Genomic DNA, 14,621 nt, shown 5'->3' with positions numbered 1-14,621 from the left:
CAAAAATTTTACTTTCGCCTTTCTATAAAAAAACGTTTCATTAAATCAGCAGCTTCATTAGCCATAATTCCAGAAACGACTGTAGTTTTGGGATGCAATTTTGTTCCCATAACCGTAAAGCCGCGTTGTTCATCTCGGGCACCAAAAACAATTTTTGAAATCTGACTCCAATACAAAGCGCCTGCACACATTTGACAAGGCTCGAGTGTCACATATAAGGTACAATCTTTTAAATATTTTCCGCCAAGAAAATTCGCTGCAGCCGTTATTGATTGCATCTCGGCATGAGCCGTAACATCGTTCAGTAATTCGGTTAAATTATGACTGCTCGCAATTACTTTATTAGCAACAACTATAACAGCTCCAACAGGAATTTCACCTTTATCAAAGGCTATTTCAGCTTCCTGCAAAGCTTTTTTCATAAAGTATTCGTCGGTAAAGGGATTTATCATAGTTGCAAAAGTACGTTTTTGAAATAATTTTTCCTGAATTAAAAATCTAAAAAACATTGATAAAAACCTTAGATTTTCTCTCTTCTTAATTACTTATCAAAATTAATCGCCTCAAATAAGGTATTTTTTTGAGGCGATTAAAATAATTAATTGCCTCATCTTTTTTGAAAAGGATTTCCGTATTGATTTTTTATTACATTTAAATATTGAAATTCAACATGGAAAGAAAATACAAATTAACGATACCTGAACCTTGTACAGAAAGCTGGGACAAAATGACGCCAAACGAAAATGGTCGTTTTTGTCTAAGTTGTTCAAAGACCGTTATCGATTTCACTTCGATGTTACCTAATGAAGTACAGCATTTTTTCATCCAAAATCAAAACCAAAATATTTGTGGAAGATTTAAAAATTCTCAATTAGAAACCATAACGATTCAAATTCCGAGTCGTGTTCTATATACACAAATTCATTATCACAAAATGTTTTTACTGGCTTTGTTTATTGCAATGGGAACTACGCTGTTTAGTTGCCAGGATAAAAATGGAAATAAACAAAAAATTGATAAAGTAGAAGTTGTTCAAGATGATACTCCAGTAGAACATATTTCTGTTGGTGACCCAAAAATTAATAATTTACACGATACCATTGTACCACCTCCACCGCCTCCAAAAGTTGATCAGGTTAAATTTGTAAAAGGAAAAGCTGAAATAAACAGTGCAAAAAACATTAAACTGAAAACAAATAATTGTGACGAAACAACAAAGCAGAAAACTACTGTTGAAGATTTAGTTTATAATGGAGCCGTTGCAATAGAAACCAATGCAGAATTCCCTGGCGGCATTGAACAATTCTATAACTTTTTTCAAAAGGAATTTAAAAAGCCCGAAGACATGAATACTGTAAATCTCAAAATTAAACTTTCCTTTGTAGTAGAAAGAAACGGTTCTACATCTTTTTTGCAATCTGATCCAATTATCGACAAAACTTTAGAAACAGAAATTATAAAAGTTCTAAGTTTATGTCCTAAATGGCAACCTGCAACATCTAATGGAAAAAAAATAAGAATGCAATATTCCTTACCAATTGTATTGGAATAAGATCTCCGTTAAAAAATTAAATTTAAAACCGTAAATTTGCTTTTTACCTTACAATGAAAAGCAATTTACTCTCCAACATAGTCAACCCTGCCGATTTACGTCTTTTAAAAGAAGAACAGCTTACAGAAGTTGCACAAGAATTACGTCAATTTATAATTGATGTTGTTTCTGTAAAAGAAGGGCATTTAGGCGCTAGTTTAGGTGTTGTTGAATTGACAATTGCATTGCATTATGTTTTTAATACACCTGAAGATTTATTGGTTTGGGATGTTGGACATCAAGCTTACGGACATAAAATTTTGACCGAAAGAAGAGAAAATTTCCATACTAACAGACAAATCGGAGGTATTTCCGGTTTTCCAAAAAGAAGCGAAAGTGTTTACGATACTTTTGGTGTTGGACACTCTTCTACTTCCATTTCTGCGGCTCTTGGAATGGCAATTGCTTCCCAATTAAAAGGTGATTTTAACAAACAACATATAGCAGTTATAGGCGATGCTTCTATTGCTTCGGGAATGGCTTTTGAGGGTTTGAATCATGCTGGAGTTACCGATGCTAATTTACTGGTTATTCTGAATGACAATGCTATCGGAATCGACCCTAGTGTTGGTGCACTTAAACAATATCTTACTGCGGTAAAAGAAGGAAAGAATCCGAAGAAAAATAACATGATCAAGTCTCTGAATTTTGATTATTCAGGTCCAATTGACGGTCATGACCTTCCGAATTTAATCAAAGAATTAAACAGATTAAAAAACATAAAAGGCCCTAAATTCCTTCATATTGTTACTACCAAAGGAAAAGGTTTACAGCAGGCTGAAGAAAATCAGGTAAAATATCACGCTCCCGGGAAATTTGATGCTTCAACTGGAGAATTGCTTTTAAAATCAGAAGAAAATTTACCTCCAAAATATCAGGATGTTTTTGGCCTGACCATTTTAGATTTAGCCAAAAAGAACGAAAAAATCATTGGAATAACACCCGCAATGCCATCGGGAAGTTCCCTAAAATTTATGATGGATGAAATTCCGGAGCGCGCTTTTGATGTTGGAATTGCAGAGCAACATGCCGTAACACTTGCTGCCGGAATGGCGACACAAGGGATGATTGTATATTGCAATATCTATTCGACATTTCTACAGCGCGCCTACGATCAGGTTATTCATGATGTCGCTTTACAAAATCTACCCGTTATTTTTTGTTTAGACAGGGCAGGTTTAGTTGGCGAAGATGGTGCAACCCATCATGGTGTTTTTGATATTGCTTATTTAAGAGCAATTCCAAACATGATTATCTGTGCACCAATCAACGAAATTGCACTTCAAAATATTTTATATACTGCTCAATTAGGATTAAATCATCCTATTGCCATTCGATATCCACGTGGTCGTGGTGTTTTACCAAAATGGGAAGTAGAAAATTTCGGACATTATGAAAAAATTAAAATTGGTGAAGCTAACTGCCTAAAAAACGGCACAAAAATTGCGGTTTTGTCAACAGGAAGCATAGGCAATAATGTTATTGAAGCACTAAATGAATGTTCCAATTCTAACGAGATTGCACATTATGACTTCCTATTTATTAAACCATTAGACAACAATACTTTACACTCTGTTTTTTCTAACTTCAAGAGTATAATTACTATCGAAGAAGCAACAATAAATGGAGGATTTGGAAGTGCTGTTTTAGAGTTTGCTGCAACAAATAATTACAAAAATGATATTCAAATTTTGGGTATTCCTGATGTATTTATTGAGCATGGAACCGTAAATCAGTTGCAACAATTGTGTAAAATTGACGTTAAAAGTTTGGTAAATCTTTTTTCTAACGATTCAAAATAATTATTTTGCACAACCGAAATATTAAAACCAACCTAATGAAATTATTGCGTTCTACCCTTTTGCTGTTACTGCTTTTGTGTACTTCAAATAACTTTGCTCAAATTATCCAAACGACTCTAGATCCAAATCAGTTACCAAAATTGCCATCTAACTGGACTAAGAAAAATCAATTAGGTTTTGACATTTCAGAAATTGCTTTTGTAAACTGGAGTGCCGGGGGAACAAGTTCTATTTCAGGTTTATTTAAAGGTGAATTTGGAAGAACTTATATTAAAGGAAATCATAAATGGGTAAACGAACTTATTGTAAAATATGGCCTAAATAAACAGGATGGTACTGAATTAAGAAAAACAGACGATGCTTTTCAGCTTAACTCCACCTACGGATTTAGAAAAGATACTATTTCAAATTGGTATTATTCAGCCAAATTCAATTTCAACACACAATTTTCAAACGGTTACAATTATCCAAACAGAGATATCGCGATTTCAAAACCTTTTGCACCAGCTTATATCTTTTTAGGAGCCGGAGCTGAAAATTCAAATAAGGCAAAAAACAGAACGTTTTATTTCTCACCAATCACTTTAAAGACTACGTTGGTACTAGACGATTATTTAGCTAATCAGGGATCTTTTGGTGTTAGAAAGGCAGTTTACGCGCCAGATCCTCTTGATCCTACAGCTCAGATATTAATTGAAGAAGGGCAAAAAGTAAAAGCAGAATTTGGTATTTTATTTACTGCATATATGAAAAGTGAGGTTTTTAAAAATATATTCTACGAAAACAGATTAAGCCTTTATACCGATTATTTAAACAAATTCGGAAACGTTGATGTCGATTATGATACACGTTTAGATCTTGTTGTAAATGCGTATGTAAAAGCAAATATTGGTATACATTTAGTTTATGACGATGATATCAAAACCAAAAAAGATGTGGTCGATCCAACTACCGGGACAACAACTCAGGTTAATGATGGACCAAGAGCTCAGCTGAGACAAGTTTTAGGCGTTGGTCTGGTATATGCCTTTCAATAAAAAATCTTATTTCTCAATATTGAGAGAATAAAAAAATCCCCCATAAAGAATGATATTTTTATGGGGGATTTTTATTTTAAACCTGAAAAATTCTATTTAATTATTTTTCCTTCCGTTGATCGTTTCAAATAATTCTAACGCATTTCCATCAGTTAAAAGCGAAACATAATGACAGATATGTAATAAACGCTCGTATAAATTTCCTTTATCTAAATGGTGTTTTTCAGGCAGCATTTTCAAAATTAATTTATCATAATTTGAAGCCGTTCCGTCATATTTATTATTGAAAGCAGTTATGAATTTATCCAATAAGGTTTGGATAATTTGATAACCCACAATTTCTTTCTCAATTACTTCGCGGCTTTGGTATATTTTCTCAACACTTAAGTTGATAATATCATTCATCTGGGCTTTATACTTGCTTTTATCCGTTAATGCATATGGAAATTCTCCACGCAGAATTGCTTCTTCATTTTCAATAAAAACATCAACAGCATCATTAATTAATGCGCCAATTGCCAAAGCACGCAAATAACTGATTCGGTCTTCTTTGGTTTCTAACAATTTATATTTGGCAACTCCAATATTGTCTTTCACCAATTTAATAAGATATTCTAAAGCATAATCTTCAGAAACTAACCCTAGATTTATTCCATCTTCAAAATCGATAATAGTGTAACATATGTCGTCTGCAGCTTCAACTAAATAAGCTAAAGGATGTCTTTCAAAACCAATATCACCATCCTCTTTATTGGCGATCATTCCCATATCATTGGCAACTTCTTCAAAGAATGCTTTATCCGTTTGAAAGAAACCGTATTTTTTGTCTGCAATATTATTTGTTGGTTTCTTAGGAAGACTTTCTTTTGGATATTTCATAAAAGCTCCCAAAGTGGCGTATGAAATTCTAAGTCCGCCTTCAATTCCCGGGCGACTTGCCGTAAGAACCGAAAATCCATTGGCATTTCCTTCAAAGTCAATTAAATCCTGCCATTGCTTTGCAGTCAGTTTATCTTTGTATTTCAATCCATTTCCTATTGAAAAATACTCGCCTATCGCTTTTTCACCAGAATGACCAAAAGGAGGATTCCCAATATCATGCGCCAAAGAGGCCGCCGCAACAATGGCCCCAAAATCATTCATATGATACCCATGAATTTCTTTTAAATAAGGATATTTTTCAAGAATCTTTTTCCCAACTAAACGCCCTAATGAACGCCCAACAACGGAAACTTCCAAACTGTGCGTTAACCTCGTGTGTACGAAATCCGTTTTAGAAAGTGGAATAACCTGAGTTTTATCCTGCAAAGATCGAAACGCAGCCGAAAAGATGATTCGGTCGTAATCTACTTCAAAACCTAAACGGGTATCATCTTGTTCTACACGTAATCTTTTGCTAGTATCGCCTTGGCGTTTTAATGATAAAAGTTGTTCCCAGTTCATTTTTAATTTTATGTTTGTGATTGTTGTCCCGAAGCTTCGGGATAGATTTAGGATCTAACGTCAAAAATACATTTTATTTTAGTATTTTAAAGTCATTAAAACTCCAATGCTGTGCTATGCTTAATTTCTCCCATTACAAAAATACTATTCGTATTTCCGATGTTTTCAATCGTTGATAATTTATTCATTACAAAATCCTGATAACTAGCCATATCTTTAACTAAAATCTTCAGCATAAAATCATAGTCCCCGGCAATATTATAACATTCAATAATTTCAGGAAGCGCTACAATATCTTTTACAAAATTACTTCCCACGTTTTTTGCGTGCTCTTTTAAGCGCACATTACAAAATACAGTCATGCCGCGATTCATTTTATTCTTGTCAAGCAAGGCAACATATTTCGTAATATATCCGTCTCTTTCTAACCTTTTTATACGCTCATAAACTGGCGTAACAGTAAGAAATAATTTACTGGCAAGGTCTTTTGTGTTGATATTTGAATTCTCCTGAAGGTGTTTCAGGATCAATAAATCGGTTTTATCGAGGTTTTCCATAGTAATTTTTACGGCTAAAGGTTCTTTAAAAAGATTTTCACAGTATTATAATCTTTAAAAAACGGTTTTTAAAAGACAATTTACTTAAATAATCGCCAAATATAAGTTATAAAATCTAATACAATAAATTTGTTCAGTAAAAAATACTGAATCAAAAATGAAAACAAATAATTTAGGTTACCCAAGAATTGGAAGCAACAGAGAATTAAAAAAAGCCTCAGAATTGTATTGGGCAGGGCAACTTTCTGTAGACGAATTAATAGAAACCGGAAAAGACATTCGTCGCAGAAACTGGTATTTACAAAAAGAAGCTGGAGTTGATTTAATTCCGTCTAATGATTTTTCTTTTTACGATCAGGTTCTAGATTTGACTTTGACTGTTGGAGCAATTCCGCAACGCTATCAGGAATTTGCCAAAACAAATTCGGCTATCGATTTGTATTTTGCCATGGCAAGAGGCGCGCAAAAAGAGGGACAGGATGTTGTAGCAATGGAAATGACAAAATGGTTCGATACCAACTACCATTACATTGTTCCTGAATTCACGAAAAACCAAAAATTCGAATTGTTTTCTGAAAAAATAATCAATGAATTCAAAGAAGCAAATGCTTTAAAAATTGCTACAAAACCAGTTTTAATTGGACCAATTTCTTATTTGCTTTTAGGAAAAGAAAAAGAAGAAGGTTTTCACCGAATTGATCTTATTGACAGATTACTTCCCGTTTACTTCGAAATTTTCGAAAAGTTACAAGCAGAAAATGTAGAATACATTCAATTAGATGAACCATTTTTAGCTTTGAATTTAACAGACAAAGAGCGTAATACTTTCACGGAAGTGTACAACGAAATCAACATTCGTTATCCGAAAATTAAAATCATTTTAGCGAATTATTTTGATTGTTTTGGAGAAAATTTGGCAACTGCTTTGGCTTTACCAGTTGATACTTTCCATTTAGATTTGGTGCGTTGTCCTTCTCAATTAGATGATATTTTAGAATCAGGACAATTGGCATCAAATGTAAAGCTGTCTTTGGGAGTGGTTGACGGAAGAAATATCTGGAAAAATGATTTTAAAAAATCATTAGAATTGATCCAAAAAGCAATTGATGCTTTAGGAGAAAACAGAATTTTAGTAGCACCATCCTGTTCTTTAATTCATAGTCCGTGCGACTTGGATTTAGAAACTAACGATGCAACCTTAACTCCGGAAATCAAACAATGGCTTGCTTTTGCTAAACAAAAAATCAACGAAATTGTCATATTAAAACAATTGGCTTCCGGAGAAATCGATGTTAAAAACTCTGTTGATTTTGAAAGAAACGTAATCGCAAATGACAATCGTAAAACTTCAAAATTAATTCATAATAATGAAGTAAAAGCGCGTGTTGCCGGAATTACCACTTCTGATGACCAACGTAAAAGCACTTTTGCAACAAGAAGAAAAAGCCAGATTGAAGCTTTAGATTTACCGCTATTCCCAACGACAACAATTGGTTCTTTTCCGCAAACTGTTGAAGTGAGAAGCTGGAGAGCGAAATTCAAAAAAGGAGAATTAACCACAGAACAATACAACGAATTAATCGAAAAAGAAACCGAAGCTACTATTCGTTTTCAGGAAGAAACTGGAATCGATGTTTTGGTTCATGGAGAATTTGAGCGTAATGATATGGTAGAATATTTTGGTGAGCAATTGGCTGGATTTACCTTCACCAAAAATGGCTGGGTTCAGAGTTACGGAAGCCGCTGCGTAAAACCTCCGGTTATTTATGGTGATGTTTCAAGACCAAACCCAATGACGGTAAAATGGTCGAAATATGCACAATCTTTGACACCAAAATGGGTAAAAGGAATGTTGACCGGACCGGTAACTATTTTACAGTGGTCGTTTGTTCGTAACGATCAGCCACGTTCTGAAACTTGTACACAAATTGCATTGGCGATTCGTGATGAAGTCGTAGATCTTGAAAAAGCCGGAATCAAAATTATTCAAATTGACGAGCCTGCCATTCGTGAAGGTTTGCCATTGCGAAAAGAAGAATGGGCCAATTATTTAGATTGGGCTGTAAAAGCGTTCCGAATCTCTGCATCAGGCGTTCAGGACGACACACAAATTCATACCCATATGTGTTACAGCGAATTCAACGATATCATTCAAAATATTACTGATATGGATGCTGATGTTATAACAATTGAATGTTCTCGTTCGCAAATGGAACTTTTAGATGCTTTTGCCAACTTTAAGTATCCAAACGAAATTGGACCTGGTGTTTATGACATTCACTCGCCACGTGTGCCATCAAGTGCCGAAATGGTGCGTTTATTAGAAAAAGCTTCTGCCGTAATTCCGGTAGATCAATTATGGGTAAATCCGGATTGTGGTTTAAAAACACGTCATTGGGATGAAACCAAAAAAGCTTTGATCGAAATGGTTGCCGCCGCTCAGGAAATGCGAGCTGCTGTTGAAAATGGAGTGACTGTCTAATTTTATCTTATTATATTTTTGTTTTTTAGTGTCAACAAGTGGAATCGAAAATTCTTGTAGTTATGATTTAATTTCGATTTCACTTTAGTTGGCATTTTTTTTAGAAGCAGACGTTTTCATTTTCAAAACACGTCCAGTCCCGCTATCCGCTATATCTGTTGTGGTGAACCCCACCACAACAGGATATCGCTTCTATCGGGGCTAAATAAGAATTTTTAGTTTTCATAAGATTTTAGATAGAAACAAAAAAGCATCCGCCACGGCGGATGCTTTTTCAAAATTGAATATAAATCTAAGATTAGAAATTTTTAGAAACTCCAATGTTAAATGTTCTACCAAAATTAAAATCGAAGTTTTTGTATTCTGGACCGTTGTTTTCGTAGTTAATTGTACCGTAGCTTAAACCTCCAATATTAAAGTTTAGACCAAAACCTTTTTTCATGTTGATAAAAAGTGCTGGTGTTACACCAACGTACATACCATCACCTTCAGCAGTTGTAGTAATTGGTCCTGCATAAGTTTTGTCTTTTTCACTTTGATAACCTAATCCTAATTCAGCAAAGAATGAAAAAGTTGGATTCAATGGCATCGTGTAACGTAAAAATGCACCTAATTTAGTTGTGTTAAATTTGTCTTCGTTTGTTCCTTGTTTTGTTTTAGAAGAACCAAAAGAAGCCTCACCTCCTACAGTCCAATTATCGTGAAATTGGTAACCTACTTTAGGAGAAAAATCAAATTCATTGTTTTTTACTTCGTTATTACCAAGAGTTCTTGTTTCTGAAGAATAACCAATACTTCCACCTACTAAGATTGTTCCTTTTTGCGCGTTTGCAAAACTACAGATAGCCAATGCAGCCATCACTAAAATTTTTTTCATAATTTGGGTTTTATTTTATTTAGCAATCCTTTAACAATAACAATGCCGTCAGTAGCGGGCTTTTTAATTTTTTTTATCATTACTTTAAAAGATAAATTTTAGCAATCGAGACTATTTCTGTTTACTTTTGTAGCAAATAAAAAGTCATGTCGATAGAAGTAAACAGTATATCAAAAAGTTACGGAGAGCAAAAAGCTTTAAACGAAATTTCCTTTAAAATTGAGAAGGGAGAAATCGTTGGATTTCTTGGTCCAAATGGAGCAGGAAAATCTACTTTAATGAAAATTTTGACTACTTATTTATTGGCAGATAGCGGCTCAGCCCTTGTAAATAGCCACGATGTCATGACAAATGCAAAAGCAGTGCAGCAATCTATAGGGTACCTGCCGGAGCATAATCCATTGTATTTGGATTTGTATGTTCGTGAGTATTTGGCTTTTAATGCCGATGTTTACAAAGTGCCAAAGTCAAGAATTGAAGAAGTAATTCAACTGACAGGACTGTCAGCTGAAAGTCATAAAAAAATAGGACAATTGTCTAAAGGATATCGCCAGCGTGTGGGACTTGCCAACGCCTTATTGCACAATCCTGATGTTTTGATTTTAGACGAACCAACTACAGGTCTGGATCCGAATCAGTTAATGGAAATTCGAAATGTGATCAAAAATGTTGGAAAAGATAAAACGGTTTTTCTGTCAACCCACATCATGCAGGAAGTAGAAGCCATTTGTGATCGTGTCATTATCATTGATAAAGGACAAATCGTTGCAGATAAAAAATTAGACCATTTAGTTTCAGAAGACAAGGAACAAGTTATAGAAGTTGAATTCGATTATCAGGTTGAAGAACAGCTTTTAGCAAAACTAGAAAATATTACTTCATACAAAAATACCCACGATATGACCTGGGAATTAACCTTTGTCGCTGATAAAGATATGCGCCCTGCTATTTTTGATTTTGCCAATGAAAATGGTTTAAAAACATTACAATTGAATCAGAAGAATAAAAACTTAGAAGCTGTTTTTAGAGAGATTACAAAATAAGTTTTCTGTCTCAGTTTCTAGTTTACAGATAAAAAAGCTCGTTTAAAATATTAAACGAGCTTTTTCTATTTCATTACTTATTTAAACAAGCACTTCTCTCCTTTTTCATTCAGGAATAACTGCTAAATTTTCAAAAACATTAGCAACTAATTCTCAACGGATTAAAAATTAATTACAATTTTTAATCTATTTTTATTTAGACTTAGTATAAATAGTTATATATTTGAGCTTTCAAACTTTAAATACAACATCATGTTATCTGCACTTTATCCTGGTAAAAAATACTTTTTTTCACTTTATAAATACTGTTTTCAGTCTATAGAAAAACTTTCGAATAAAGTAGAAAAAATTGTGTTGCAATAAAAAGAAAAGGGAGAACAGGAGATATGAAAAATATTATAACCTCGATAATGATGGCCTTTTCGGTTTATGGCTATTCACAGACAGAAAAAGAAACCGACAGTGTTGTAGAAACATCCATTACTGTTTTAGACGAAATTGTTATCACTAAAAAGAAAGTACTTTATACACAAAAGTCAGACAAAATGGTTTTTAACGTAGAAAACAGTATTGTTTCTGAAGGCGGAACTGCACTTGATGTATTAAGTCGGGCCCCTGGTGTAGTTGTCTCTCAGGACGGAGAACTTTCTATAAGAGGGCAACAAGGTGTCGGCGTAATGATAAACGGTAAATTGACACAACTTTCGCAGAAAGAATTAGCTAATTATTTGAAATCAACAACCTCATCTAATATCAAGCAAATAGAAGTAATTACAAATCCTTCTTCAAAATATGACGCAACAGGAAAAGCCGGAATTATCAATATCATATTAAAGAAACCGAACTCAGATGGTTTAAAAGGAACTGCATTTACCAATTATGGAAGAGGCCGAAAAAACAGAACCAACTCTGGATTAAATTTGAGTTACAACAAAGATAAATTTGGTATTTTTGGCAACTACAGCTACACTTTTAGAGGAGAAGAAGAACGTAAAGAATTCAATCAAATTCAATATACGGATATCACACGACAAGAGATTGCAACAAAAAATCATCAAAATTCAATTACAGACGAACCGTTAACTTCAAATAATTTTAAAATTGGAACCACTTATGAAGTTTCTCCTAAAACAAATTTAGAAGTTTATATCGACGCAAAGATTGGGCGTTATGAAAACATTGCTGACGGTCGAAATACATTAGTCAACGGTTTAGATCAATTGCTTTTTGATGCTTCAACTTATAATGACAGCAAAGAACAATGGAATGATTACACTTATAGTTTTTCCGGAGTTCACAAATTTAATACCGAAGGAAAAAACATGTCTTTTGACTTTGAATATGAAACTTCAAAATTTAGATCGAATCAATTTCAGAGTGCCCAAAATACAGATCCTTCAAACGCCGAAGCAATTAATGACCGCAGAGGTTTTATTCCTTCTCAATTAAAAGTTTTTACCGGAAAAGTTGATTTTGTAAATCCATTAAAGGAAAAACAATCGCTTGAATGGGGTTTTAAAACAAGTCTCAAAAACAACGACAATCCTTCTGTATACGAATATTACAATAACAATGATTGGATTATAGATCCAAATTCAACGAATCATTTTGAATATAAAGAGCAAATTTATGCCGGGTATGCCAATTATAAATACCAACTCGAAAAGCTTTCTATTCAGGGTGGTATAAGAACAGAATATACTGCTATAAATATTGCGCAAAAAACTTTAAATGAAGAACATAAGAGTGATTATTTAAAATGGTTCCCTAGTGTTTCTATGAAATATGAACTTACTACAGATCATGCTATGCATGTTTCTTATAGTAAAAGAATCAACAGGCCAAGTCAGTTTGATTTGAATCCATTTCGATTTTATGATGATTCGTTTAATTATTCTCAGGGAAATCCAAATTTAATACCTGAAATAACACATACGGCAGAAGTTGGATATGCGTGGAAAAGCAACTTTATGGCTTCATTATATCTTAGTCAGACTAAAGATGTTTTCACAGAAATTTACGTCTATAATCCGGAGAATAATACGACTGTAACTTCGCAAATTAATGTTGACAAATCGTATAATTATGGTTTAAATATTACCAATACAGCCGAATTTAATAAATGGTGGTCCCTAAATACTCTTTTCAATGTTTTTGAAAATAAGTTTATGGGGAATGTCCTAAATTCTGCTACAATAGATCCTATTGTAACTTTGAATTTAAGCCTTCAAAACTCTTTTACAATTACAGATAGCTGGAAAGCCGAAGTTAACGGACAATACCAATCTAAATCTAATCTGGGGATTTATGAGCGTGATGCTTTCTTTGATTTAAGCATTGGAATTTCGAAACAAATTTTAGCCAGCAAAGGCAATATAAAATTGAATGTCACCGATGTTTTCAATACCAATAATTTCAATATCAATTCAGTTACAGGACAAACAAGTATCAACAAACGATACGATCTTGACAACCGAATTGCAACTATCGCATTTACTTATCGAATATAAGCCTTGTTCACTATTTTGATTCTTGTTTTTTTGTTTTTTTTGATGTTAGTAAAGAGCCTGTCTGTTCAACAGGCTCTTTCTTATTAATAGAATCTGACTTTAAAAAATTGTTTTACTAACTGAGTGCTTATTTTTTCTTTTTCTTTCTCCCTAACCAAATATAAAAACCTGTAAGAGGCAGACTGGCGCAAATTAAACTGGCTGTAAAATAAATAATCTTAGTTGGTAATCCGCCAATAGCTCCAACGTGAAGACTGTAATTGGAACGACTTAACCAATCGTGAAATTTTTCATTTCCGATATACTTCCTTGAATTAGGAAGCAGTTCTAATGTTTTTGAATTAAAATACAAATCTCTCCAATTCCCATTTTTCATATCCGTACAAGCGTAAAAATCATCATTGGGTTCATCTGGAAAATTAATAATAACTGCTTCTTTATTTTCCTGTGCTATTTCTTTCCGAACTTTATTAAATATAATATCTGACGCAGTCAACATGTTGTATTTAGATTTAGAAAGACTATCAGTTTTAACTTCTGCTACAACTTCCTTTTTTACTTCTTCATTAGTAAAACCTCCGGTTATCCAGTACGTACTTTCTCGTACCCAATGAAAACTCATTATCAATCCGGTTAGCGCAATTAAAAAAGCTAAAATGAGAGAATAAAATCCTAATACATTATGCAAATCATAGTTCAATCTTTTAAACCTGGCGCTCCACTTAATTTTAAAACTATTATTTACAGCCGTTTTATTCCATTTTTTTGGAAACCAAAGTATAAGTCCGCTGATTAATAAAAAAAAGAAAATTAAAGTAGCCCAGGATGTTATTGTTGTTCCAAGTTCTTCCCCAAGCCATAAATACCGATGCCCTTCATCCATTTCATGAAAAAAATCTTCATGATCTACCATTCCGGTTATTTTTCCATTATAAGGATTTACATAAATCAAAGAATCTGATTCAATGTCGACCTTTATAGTTTTATCTAAACCGTTATACCATAAGCCGTGAATATCTTTTTTTGGTAAAGCTTTTTTGACCGAAGCATAGATCTTAGAAGGTGGTAAAATCTTATCGGCACTTTGCGCTTCTACATTTAACCAGGGTGAAGTCAGTTGTTTTATTTCCTGCTCAAAAACCAAGATACAACCTGTAATCCCCATTATAAGAACAACGATTCCAGAAGCCAATCCAAGCCATAAATGCAGCCAGGCGTTTATTTTACTAAAACGGGATTTAACTTTATTGGGTAGTTTAGGATTTTGTTTTTTAGTCAT

Annotated in this window: 11 protein-coding genes; 6 read left to right on the top strand and 5 right to left on the bottom strand. The window is 33.5% G+C overall.

The annotated features are described in order from the left end of the window. Positions 1-8: 8 nt before the first annotated feature. Positions 9-452, bottom strand: coding sequence for a nucleoside deaminase (locus BUA98_RS04725; protein WP_072970611.1), 444 nt, complete (start codon positions 450-452; stop codon positions 9-11). Positions 453-670: 218 nt separating this feature from the next. On the opposite strand from BUA98_RS04725, the gene BUA98_RS04720 reads away from it, so the two are divergent. From BUA98_RS04720 to BUA98_RS04710, 3 genes are read left to right on the top strand one after another with little or no spacing between them, the layout of a single operon-like run. Further along, positions 671-1,552, top strand: a complete 882-nt coding sequence (locus BUA98_RS04720) for a hypothetical protein (RefSeq protein WP_086065150.1) — start codon at positions 671-673, stop codon at positions 1,550-1,552. Positions 1,553-1,605: 53 nt separating this feature from the next. Then, positions 1,606-3,393: a 1-deoxy-D-xylulose-5-phosphate synthase gene (locus BUA98_RS04715; protein ID WP_072970436.1), complete on the top strand. Its 1,788-nt coding sequence runs from the start codon at positions 1,606-1,608 to the stop codon at positions 3,391-3,393. A 35-nt stretch (positions 3,394-3,428) separates the two neighbouring features. Then, positions 3,429-4,430: a DUF3078 domain-containing protein gene (locus BUA98_RS04710; RefSeq protein WP_072970435.1), complete on the top strand. Its 1,002-nt coding sequence runs from the start codon at positions 3,429-3,431 to the stop codon at positions 4,428-4,430. Positions 4,431-4,526: 96 nt separating this feature from the next. On the opposite strand, the gene BUA98_RS04705 is transcribed toward BUA98_RS04710, so the two are convergent. Together BUA98_RS04705 and BUA98_RS04700 are read right to left on the bottom strand one after the other, a co-directional pair. Further along, the gene (locus BUA98_RS04705; RefSeq protein ID WP_072970434.1) at positions 4,527-5,873 is read right to left on the bottom strand and encodes a deoxyguanosinetriphosphate triphosphohydrolase; all 1,347 of its coding nucleotides are present in this window, start codon (positions 5,871-5,873) and stop codon (positions 4,527-4,529) included. Positions 5,874-5,968: 95 nt separating this feature from the next. Beyond that, on the bottom strand, positions 5,969-6,430 hold the full coding sequence (locus BUA98_RS04700) for an Lrp/AsnC family transcriptional regulator (protein ID WP_056190279.1): 462 nt from the start codon (positions 6,428-6,430) through the stop codon (positions 5,969-5,971). 157 nt (positions 6,431-6,587) lie between these two features. Between BUA98_RS04700 and metE the strand changes: the two genes are divergently transcribed. Continuing rightward, positions 6,588-8,912, top strand: a complete 2,325-nt coding sequence (gene metE, locus BUA98_RS04695; protein ID WP_072970433.1) for a 5-methyltetrahydropteroyltriglutamate--homocysteine S-methyltransferase — start codon at positions 6,588-6,590, stop codon at positions 8,910-8,912. A 298-nt stretch (positions 8,913-9,210) separates the two neighbouring features. Here the strand turns inward: metE and BUA98_RS04690 are convergent, their stop codons facing one another. Continuing rightward, on the bottom strand, positions 9,211-9,789 hold the full coding sequence (locus BUA98_RS04690; protein WP_072970432.1) for an outer membrane beta-barrel protein: 579 nt from the start codon (positions 9,787-9,789) through the stop codon (positions 9,211-9,213). Positions 9,790-9,935: 146 nt separating this feature from the next. Here BUA98_RS04690 and gldA point away from each other — a divergent pair, with 146 nt between their 5' ends. Together gldA and BUA98_RS04680 are read left to right on the top strand one after the other, a co-directional pair. Then, on the top strand, positions 9,936-10,832 hold the full coding sequence (gldA, locus tag BUA98_RS04685; RefSeq protein ID WP_072970431.1) for a gliding motility-associated ABC transporter ATP-binding subunit GldA: 897 nt from the start codon (positions 9,936-9,938) through the stop codon (positions 10,830-10,832). A 386-nt stretch (positions 10,833-11,218) separates the two neighbouring features. Further along, the gene (locus BUA98_RS04680; RefSeq protein ID WP_072970430.1) at positions 11,219-13,342 is read left to right on the top strand and encodes an outer membrane beta-barrel family protein; all 2,124 of its coding nucleotides are present in this window, start codon (positions 11,219-11,221) and stop codon (positions 13,340-13,342) included. Between the two features lie 127 nt (positions 13,343-13,469). On the opposite strand, the gene BUA98_RS04675 is transcribed toward BUA98_RS04680, so the two are convergent. After that, positions 13,470-14,621 (bottom strand): PepSY-associated TM helix domain-containing protein, encoded by a 1,152-nt coding sequence (locus tag BUA98_RS04675; RefSeq protein WP_072970429.1) that lies wholly within the window; start codon positions 14,619-14,621, stop codon positions 13,470-13,472.

This window comes from Flavobacterium saccharophilum (genome assembly GCF_900142735.1).
GTDB classification, from domain to species: Bacteria; Bacteroidota; Bacteroidia; order Flavobacteriales; family Flavobacteriaceae; genus Flavobacterium; species Flavobacterium saccharophilum.
Note: the sequence above shows the minus strand (reverse complement) of the source record. Positions and strands in the feature narration are given on the sequence as shown.

Bases quoted from the DNA above. Each gene is read 5' to 3' on its own strand.
- BUA98_RS04725 (WP_072970611.1), bottom strand. From the start codon at position 452: ATGATAAATCCCTTTACCGACGAATACTTTATGAAAAAAGCTTTGCAG.
- BUA98_RS04720 (WP_086065150.1), top strand. From the start codon at position 671: ATGGAAAGAAAATACAAATTAACGATACCTGAACCTTGTACAGAAAGC.
- BUA98_RS04715 (WP_072970436.1), top strand. From the start codon at position 1,606: ATGAAAAGCAATTTACTCTCCAACATAGTCAACCCTGCCGATTTACGT.
- BUA98_RS04710 (WP_072970435.1), top strand. From the start codon at position 3,429: ATGAAATTATTGCGTTCTACCCTTTTGCTGTTACTGCTTTTGTGTACT.
- BUA98_RS04705 (WP_072970434.1), bottom strand. From the start codon at position 5,873: ATGAACTGGGAACAACTTTTATCATTAAAACGCCAAGGCGATACTAGC.
- BUA98_RS04700 (WP_056190279.1), bottom strand. From the start codon at position 6,430: ATGGAAAACCTCGATAAAACCGATTTATTGATCCTGAAACACCTTCAG.
- metE (WP_072970433.1), top strand. From the start codon at position 6,588: ATGAAAACAAATAATTTAGGTTACCCAAGAATTGGAAGCAACAGAGAA.
- BUA98_RS04690 (WP_072970432.1), bottom strand. From the start codon at position 9,789: ATGAAAAAAATTTTAGTGATGGCTGCATTGGCTATCTGTAGTTTTGCA.
- gldA (WP_072970431.1), top strand. From the start codon at position 9,936: ATGTCGATAGAAGTAAACAGTATATCAAAAAGTTACGGAGAGCAAAAA.
- BUA98_RS04680 (WP_072970430.1), top strand. From the start codon at position 11,219: ATGAAAAATATTATAACCTCGATAATGATGGCCTTTTCGGTTTATGGC.
- BUA98_RS04675 (WP_072970429.1), bottom strand. From the start codon at position 14,621: ATGACTAAAAAACAAAATCCTAAACTACCCAATAAAGTTAAATCCCGT.